Annotated in this window: 7 protein-coding genes and 1 riboswitch; of the genes, 3 read left to right on the forward strand and 4 right to left on the reverse strand. The window is 70.5% G+C overall.

Annotation, left to right across the window (positions count from 1 at the left end; translation table 11 throughout):
- Both AB0C29_RS25560 and AB0C29_RS25565 read right to left on the reverse strand, forming a co-directional pair.
- Positions 1-795, reverse strand: a 795-nt coding sequence (locus tag AB0C29_RS25560; protein WP_360824816.1) for a polyphosphate polymerase domain-containing protein, incomplete at its 3' end; no start/stop codon positions are given.
- The gene (locus tag AB0C29_RS25565; RefSeq protein ID WP_360824820.1) at positions 792-1,370 is read right to left on the reverse strand and encodes a DUF4956 domain-containing protein; all 579 of its coding nucleotides are present in this window, start codon (positions 1,368-1,370) and stop codon (positions 792-794) included. The genes AB0C29_RS25565 and AB0C29_RS25560, both read right to left, overlap by 4 nt.
- 203 nt (positions 1,371-1,573) lie before the next feature.
- Positions 1,574-1,713, forward strand: a riboswitch (SAM riboswitch).
- A gap of 11 nt (positions 1,714-1,724) precedes the next feature.
- Here AB0C29_RS25565 and thrC point away from each other — a divergent pair.
- Both thrC and AB0C29_RS25575 read left to right on the forward strand, forming a co-directional pair.
- A complete protein-coding gene (thrC, locus tag AB0C29_RS25570; RefSeq protein WP_360545920.1) occupies positions 1,725-3,005 on the forward strand; it encodes a threonine synthase in 1,281 nt (426 codons plus the stop codon).
- Positions 3,006-3,244: 239 nt separating this feature from the next.
- The gene (locus tag AB0C29_RS25575) at positions 3,245-4,189 is read left to right on the forward strand and encodes a GNAT family N-acetyltransferase (RefSeq protein WP_360824823.1); all 945 of its coding nucleotides are present in this window, start codon (positions 3,245-3,247) and stop codon (positions 4,187-4,189) included.
- Here the strand turns inward: AB0C29_RS25575 and AB0C29_RS25580 are convergent.
- Both AB0C29_RS25580 and AB0C29_RS25585 read right to left on the reverse strand, forming a co-directional pair.
- Positions 4,128-4,619, reverse strand: a complete 492-nt coding sequence (locus AB0C29_RS25580; protein WP_360824826.1) for a hypothetical protein — start codon at positions 4,617-4,619, stop codon at positions 4,128-4,130. The two genes, AB0C29_RS25575 and AB0C29_RS25580, sit on opposite strands and share 62 nt — an antisense overlap.
- On the reverse strand, positions 4,619-5,137 hold the full coding sequence (locus tag AB0C29_RS25585) for a GNAT family N-acetyltransferase (RefSeq protein ID WP_360545914.1): 519 nt from the start codon (positions 5,135-5,137) through the stop codon (positions 4,619-4,621). Before AB0C29_RS25585 ends, AB0C29_RS25580 begins: the two co-directional genes overlap by 1 nt.
- Positions 5,138-5,478: 341 nt before the next feature.
- Here AB0C29_RS25585 and groL point away from each other — a divergent pair, with 341 nt between their 5' ends.
- Entirely contained in the window at positions 5,479-7,101 is a 1,623-nt protein-coding gene (gene groL / locus AB0C29_RS25590) for a chaperonin GroEL (RefSeq protein WP_360824829.1), read from the forward strand.
- Positions 7,102-7,218: the final 117 nt, after the last annotated feature.

Here is a 7,218-nt window from a genome sequence, read left to right on the forward strand (position 1 = left end):
GCCGGCCGGGGCAGCGGGGTGGAAGTGCCGGCGCAGCAGCCGGCGCCACGGGGCGGACGGCAGCTCGGGGCGCAGAGCGGCCAGGCCGGTGGCGTACTTGGAGATGGACGCCGGGCGGTGACCCCGGGCCCACAGCAGGCGGTCGACCTCGGAGGCCGCCGCCCGGGTCTTGGTCTCGACCACGGCGATGCCCGGCAGGCTCAGGTCAGGCAGGCTCAGGTCCGGGGCACTGCGGCCCGGCCCGGTCCAGGACAGGTCGATGTCGATGGTCACCCGGCTCTGCGAGGCCGGAAGATACAGAGTGCTGCGCCGGTAGTGGGTGGCCAGCGCCGGTGCGAAGACCAGGCCGCTGACATCCAGGTCCTCCAGCACGGCGTCGACGAACCAGCGGCCGGGTCCGAGGTCGTCGTGGTGCTGCCGCTCGTACGCCAGGCGGGTCTTGACCGTGCCGCCGCGTACCCCCTCGGTCTTGACCTCCAGCAGGCACGTGCCGGAGTCCAGGTAGGTCCGCGTGCGGACCTTGAACCGGCGGCGCCGGCGCAGTGCGGTGAGCCGGAAGCAGACCAGGTCCGCGGTGTCGAAATAGACCGAGGCGTAGCGGAACAGCCGGATGCCGTCGATGTCCAGGATCCGGGTGTCGCGGCCCAGCGCGGGCAGCAGCGTGGCCAGCTCGCTCAGCGGCAGGACGTACTTGCGGTCCCGTCTGACCTGCAGCTCGGCCTGCGCGGTGAGCTCGGCCAGCCCGATCGGGCCGAGGCCGGCCAGGCCCTCCAGCCGCGGCGGCGCGGCCGTCACGGTCGGGCTCCGGCCGCCGCAGCCACGCGGGTGCCGGCCACCGAACGGGCCCGTGAGTACCGGACCTCGACCACCGTGGTCTCGTTGACCAGGTCGACCCGCTCGACGCAGACCGCGTGCACCCGGGCGCCGAGCACCTGTTCCAGGTGGGCGACCAGGGCCACCTCGTCGGTGGTCGCCGAGTCGAGGACCAGCACCTGGCGCCGGTAGCCGCGGAACAGCCGGGGATGGTCGCCGAGGAACATCACCACGAGGATGAGCGCCATGAGCGCCGGCGCCAGCCACACCGCACCGCCGCCCAGTGGGCCGATGATGCCCAGCGCCAGCGCGGAGAAGTAGTAGGCCACCTCGTGCTGGTCCAGCTCGGTGGAGCGCAGCCGGATGATCGAGAGCACGCCGAAAAGCCCGAGACCCAGGCCGGCCCCGACGGTGCCCGAGCTGAGCGAGCCGGCCACGGCCAGCACGCCGACGTTGACACCGAGGTACGCGACGACGAGGTCGCGGCGGCGGTGCCGGGGGAAGTAGAGCCCGAAGACGAGCACGGACACCGCGACGAGATCGATCGCGTACAGCACGGGGAGTCCTCCAGCCGGCAAACAAATCCATAACTTTCAATGGACAGTAGGGGCGGAGCGCGCGTTCCAACCTCAGAGATTGCTGTGAATCAATCGACCCGCATCGATCAGTGGGACGCGCGCCCGGGAGCTGAAGCTCACACCTCGGGATGCTTGGCAGCGCTTTGGCCGCCCACGCCGTAAGGTGAGGGACACAACTGAATACCTCATCCAGAGGGGCTGAGGGAACGGCCCGATGACGCCCCGGCAACCACCACACATGTCTCGATGGCGAGGCCCAGCGTGTGGCAGGTGCTAATTCCGTCCCCACGCGCGTCCACCGACGCCGGGGGAAAGATGAGAAGGAGCCTCATTGTGACGTCCACCGTCGACGCCCCCCGCCAGTCCACCAGCCCCGCCCGTGCCCTCGTGTGCCGTGGTTGCGGCGCCGAGTTCCCGCTGGCCGCGCAGCACGCCTGTTACGAGTGTTTCGGTCCCCTCGAGGTCGCGTACGACGCCGCCGCGCTGGCCGCGGTCACCCGCGAGCAGATCGAAGCCGGCCCGCACAACATCTGGCGCTACGCCGCCCTGCTGCCCACCGGCCAGGACCCGGCCACCCGCGTCACCCTCGACCCCGGCCTGACCCCGCTGGTCAGTGCCGACGCGCTGGCCGCCGAGGTCGGCCTGCGGGCCCCGCTGTGGGTCAAGGACGACTCGGCCAACCCGACCCACTCCTTCAAGGACCGGGTCGTCTCGGTGGCCCTCACCGCCGCCCGCGAGCTCGGCTTCACCCGCTTCGCCTGCGCCTCCACCGGCAACCTGGCCAACTCCGTGGCCGCGCACGCCGCCCGGGCCGGGGTGCCCTCGATCGTCTTCATCCCGGGCGACCTGGAGCAGGGCAAGGTCATCACCACCGCGGTGTACGGCGGCGACCTGGTCGCCATCGACGGCTCCTACGACGACGTCAACCGGCTCTGCGGCGAGCTGGTCGAGACCGACGAGTTCGAGGACACCGCCTTCGTCAACGTGAACGTGCGCCCGTTCTACGCCGAGGGTTCGAAGACTCTGGGTTACGAAGTGGCCGAGCAGCTCGGCTGGCGGATCCCGGCCCAGGTGGTCGTGCCGATGGCCAGCGGCGAGCTGCTCACCAAGATCGACAAGGCGTTCACCGAGCTGGTGGAGATCGGCCTGGTCGAGGCCCCCGAGGGCGGCTGGACCGTCTTCGGGGCCCAGTCGGCCGGCTGCAACCCCATCGCCACCGCGCTGCACAACGGCACCGACCAGATCATCCCGGTCAAGCCGACCGGCATCGCCAAGTCGCTCAACATCGGCGACCCGGCCGCCGGCGCGTACGCCATCGAGGCCGTGACCCGCACCGGGGGCTGGATGGACTACGCCGACGACGACGAGATCCGCGACGCCATCCAGCTGCTCGCCCGTACGACCGGCGTGTTCGCCGAGACCGCCGGCGGGGTGACCGTGGCCGTGCTCAAGAAGCTGGTGGCCAGCGGCAAGCTCGACCCGGACAAGGAGACGGTGGTCTACAACACCGGCGAGGGCCTCAAGACCCTGGACGCCGTCGCGGGCCAGGTCGGACCCACCCACCGGATCAAGCCGTCCCTCCGCGGCGCCCGGGATGCCGGCCTGCTCGGGTGACACACGGTAGTCAGCACTCTGCCTAACGTCGAGAATTCCTACCCGCGAGGACTTGCGCCGGGATCTCAGGGTCGGCAGGATGCTCTACGCGGGAGGACGCGACGCCGTACGTGGCCCCACCTTCGAGCTTGGCGACAATCTCCTGGGGGCCCAACGACCCAGTGCCGGAGGCGCTGTGCGCGCGTCCTCCCGACCAAATCTCAGTCGCGGTCAGCCGGCCGGTGGCGCAGGCTGTCGGGATGCTGCGGATAGTTGCTCTCACCGACGAGCGGGCGGCCTACGACATCGACCGGGCCGCCGCCGAAGCGGACGCCCCCGACATCCCGTTCAGCTCCTTCGAGACCTATTGCACCCGGTTGCGGCACCCCTGGCCGGGCAATGAGGCGGAGCAGTACCTCGCCGTCCACGACGGGACCCCGGCCGGCCACCTCGAGCTGTACCTGCCGCAGCTCGACAACCTCGCCAACGTCATCGTCGAGCTCTTCGTCCACCCGGACCACCGCCGCCGGGGCACCGGCCGGGCCCTGCTCGCCCACGCGGTGCGCCGCGCGACGGAGCTCGGCCGCCGGCACCTGATCAGCGAGGCCGTGGCCGCCGACGCCTTCGCGCGAGCCGCGGGCGCGATCCCGGCCCTGTTGGAGATCCGCAGCCGGCTGGACATCACCGGCCCCTTGCCCGACGACAGCCCCGCGGCAGCCGGCTACCGGCTCGTCCGATGGACGGACGAGGCGCCCGAGGAGCTGCTGGACGACATCGGCTACCTGGACAGCCGGCTCAACGAGGACGCGCCCACCGGCGAGCTGGCCGTGGAATCCGAGAAAATTGACGCCGACCGGGTCCGTGCGGCCGAGGAGACCCTGCGCCTCCGGAGGCGTACGACGTTCCACACCGGCGCCGTGCACGAGCAGAGCGGACGCCTCGTCGCCTGGACGATGATCGCCAGCGAGAACGACACCGGCTGGCACGCCTGGCAGAACATCACCATCGTCGACCCGGACCACCGCGGGCACGGCCTCGGGCTGACGATCAAGAACCACAACCTGCGGTACGCGCGTACGGCGCGCCCCGGCCTGCGGGCGATCGACACCTCCAACGCCGTGGAGAACGAGCACATGCTCCGGATCAATCAGGCGATGGGCTTCCGGCCGGTGGATCGCTGGACCCAGTGGCAGCTGACCGTCTGAACCGGCGCAGCCCCGGCCGCAGCGGGGCCACCCGGTAACCGCCGTGCTCCAGGCCCGCGTGCCGCTCGAAGGCGTTACGCGTGCCGTAGGTGCCGGTCATCGTCCACGAGTAGCCGCAGGACAGCCAGTACGCCGGCCAGAACAGCGGGCCCAGCACCGCGTACTGCCCGGCGTGCCGGCTCTCGTGGGCCAGCAGCGCGGCGCGGCTCTCGTCCAGCAGCCACTCGGCCGTCCGCCGGGTGATGATCACCGAGCCGATGGTGAAGCAGGTCGCCGGGGGCGCCTTGCGGCGGTAGCCCTCCGCGATCAGGATGCCGCCGGGGCCGCGGCGCACCTTGGTGCCGGTCAATGCGGCGATGCCCAGACCGACCAGCGTGGTGCCGTTCAGCGCGGTCAGCACGGTGCGGGCCAGGGGCCACTTGGCGCCCATCAGGCCCGCCGGCGCATCTGCAACTCCAGCAGACCGGGGACGACCGGGTGCGGCACCCGTACGCCGGTGTCCTCGAAGCCCAGGCGCTCGTACGCCCGGACCGCCCGGTCGTTGCCGACCACGACCTCGAGCATCAGCTCACCGCGGCCCATCGCCACCGACCACTCGGCCACCGCCTCGACCAGCTCGCGCAGCACGCCCCGGCCGCGCTGGGCCGGTGTGATGTAGACCGCGAAGACGACCGTCGCGCGCGGATCCTCCGGCAGCACCGTGCCGCCCGCGTGACCGATCAGCCGGCCCCCGGGATCGGCCACGAACTGGGCCAGCTGGCCGCCGGTGGACGCCTGCGCGATCCGGCGCCGGTAGTCGGCGTGCGGCCGGGCCGCGGCCTGGGCCAGGGTCTCCAGGAAGGCGAGCGGGCTGTCGGCCAGCATCTCCAGCCGCAGCGCGCGCATCCGGCCGGCGTCCGCGGGAGTGACCCGGTGCACGGTCATGGTGGGCGCGACAGTGCTGGTCATGCTGCTCTGCCTACCTCGTCGCCCAGGTGGGGGCAAGTCGGACGCCGATAAACGACCGCCGCGGGCACCCGTGCGGGCGGTCCGTTCTGCTTGCACTCGCCCCAGCAGAGTGCTAAACAAGTGATTGGCACTCGCGCCATGTGAGTGCCAGCAGGTCGGGACGGTGGGGTCACGGCTGCGGCACCGCCATCGGTGCCGGGGCACGGGACCGGTCGTCGCGGGCTATCCGGCTCGGCCTGAGGACGTCACATCGCCAGGTGGTGACGTCCGCATGGTTCTCAACGTGCGGAAAGCGGGCCGGACCGGCCCGGCGCCGCGAATGTCCAGGAGGACAAAGCCGTATGGCCAAGATCATCGCATTTGACGAGGAAGCTCGTCGCGGCCTCGAGAGTGGTATGAACCAGCTCGCCGACGCCGTCAAGGTGACGCTCGGCCCCAAGGGCCGCAACGTCGTGCTCGAGAAGAAGTGGGGCGCTCCCACCATCACCAACGATGGTGTGTCGATCGCCAAGGAGATCGAGCTCGAGGGCACCTTCGAGAAGATCGGCGCCGAGCTGGTCAAGGAGGTCGCCAAGAAGACCGACGACGTGGCCGGCGACGGCACGACGACGGCGACCGTCCTGGCCCAGGCCCTGGTTCGCGAGGGCCTGCGCAACGTCGCGGCCGGCGCCAACCCGATGGCCCTCAAGCGGGGCATCGAGGCGGCCGTCGCGGCTGTCTCCGACGAGCTGAGCAAGCTCGCCAAGGACGTGGAGACCAAGGAGCAGATCGCCTCCACCGCCTCCATCTCCGCCGGTGACTCCACGGTCGGCGAGATCATCGCCGAGGCCATGGACAAGGTCGGCAAGGAAGGCGTCATCACCGTCGAGGAGAGCAACACCTTCGGGCTCGAGCTGGAGCTCACCGAGGGCATGCGCTTCGACAAGGGCTACATCTCGGCGTACTTCATGACCGACGCCGAGCGTATGGAGGCCGTCTTCGACGACCCGTACATCCTCATCGCGAACAGCAAGATCTCCGCGGTCAAGGACCTGCTCCCCGTCCTCGAGAAGGTCATGCAGGGCGGCAAGCCGCTCATCATCATCGCCGAGGACGTCGAGGGCGAGGCCCTGGCCACCCTGGTCGTCAACAAGGTCCGTGGCACCTTCAAGTCCGTCGCCGTCAAGGCCCCGGGCTTCGGTGACCGCCGCAAGGCCATGCTGGACGACATCGCCATCCTCACCGGTGGCACGGTCATCAGCGAAGAGGTCGGCCTCAAGCTCGACGCCGCCGACCTGAGCCTGCTGGGCCAGGCCCGCAAGGTGGTCATCACCAAGGACGAGACGACCATCGTCGACGGTGCCGGCAACGCCGAGCAGATCCAGGGCCGGGTCAACCAGATCCGCGCCGAGATCGAGAAGTCGGACTCCGACTACGACCGCGAGAAGCTGCAGGAGCGCCTGGCCAAGCTGGCCGGCGGCGTCGCGGTCATCAAGGTCGGCGCGGCCACCGAGGTCGAGCTCAAGGAGCGCAAGCACCGCATCGAGGACGCCGTCCGCAACGCGAAGGCGGCCGTCGAAGAGGGCATCGTCCCCGGCGGTGGCGTGGCGCTCGTGCAGGCCGGCAAGACCGCGTTCGACAAGCTCGACCTGGTCGGCGACGAGGCCACGGGTGCGAACATCGTCAAGGTCGCGCTCGACGCCCCGCTCCGCCAGATCGCCGTCAACGCCGGCCTCGAGGGCGGCGTCGTGGTGGAGAAGGTCCGCAACCTCGAAGCGGGTCACGGCCTGAACGCCGCCAACGGCGAGTACGTCGACCTCCTGGCCGCGGGCATCATCGACCCGGCCAAGGTCACCCGCTCGGCGCTGCAGAACGCCGCGTCGATCGCTGCGCTGTTCCTCACGACTGAGGCTGTTGTGGCTGACAAGCCGGAGAAGAACCCGGCTCCGGCCGGTGCTCCGGGTGGCGGGGACATGGACTTCTAAGTCCCTTTGTTGCAAAGGCGGGTCGCTTTCGGGCGGCCCGCCTTTTGCTGGTTGCATGGTGGGGCTTGGGGGCGGGGGATGACCCACGCAGCCCGTCAAGCTTGATATCTGCGTGGG

It is taken from the genome of Actinoplanes sp. NPDC048791 (assembly GCF_040650095.1).
In the GTDB taxonomy this organism is placed as follows: Bacteria; Actinomycetota; Actinomycetes; order Mycobacteriales; family Micromonosporaceae; genus Actinoplanes.